The organism is Pseudomonas sp. SIMBA_068, from assembly GCF_046534705.1.
Lineage (GTDB): Bacteria > Pseudomonadota > Gammaproteobacteria > Pseudomonadales > Pseudomonadaceae > Aquipseudomonas > Aquipseudomonas putida.
Map to the genome: position 1 here is coordinate 1 of NZ_JAWRYI010000453.1, position 274 is coordinate 274.

At 54.4% G+C, this 274-nt stretch carries 1 pseudogene; it reads left to right on the plus strand.

Annotation, left to right across the window (positions count from 1 at the left end):
* Positions 1-32 precede the first annotated feature (32 nt).
* Positions 33-274: pseudogene (locus SB756_RS29925) on the plus strand (hypothetical protein); the annotation flags it as partial.

Sequence of the window (274 nt, forward strand, 5' to 3'; positions counted from 1 at the left end):
TAGTGCGTACTGACGCGGGAGATTACCAAAGCGTGGACGCGGTTATCGACAAAGATCCCTCTACCGCGCTGCTGGCCCGTGAAATTCACGCCGACATTCTTGTGATCACCACTGGCGTCGAAAAAGTGTGTATTCACTTTGGCAAACCGCAGCAGCAGGCGCTCGATCGGGTGGATATTGCCACCATGACCCGCTATATGCAGGAAGGGCATTTCCCGCCCGGCAGCATGTTGCCAAAAATCATCGCCAGCCTGACATTTTTAGAACAAGGCGG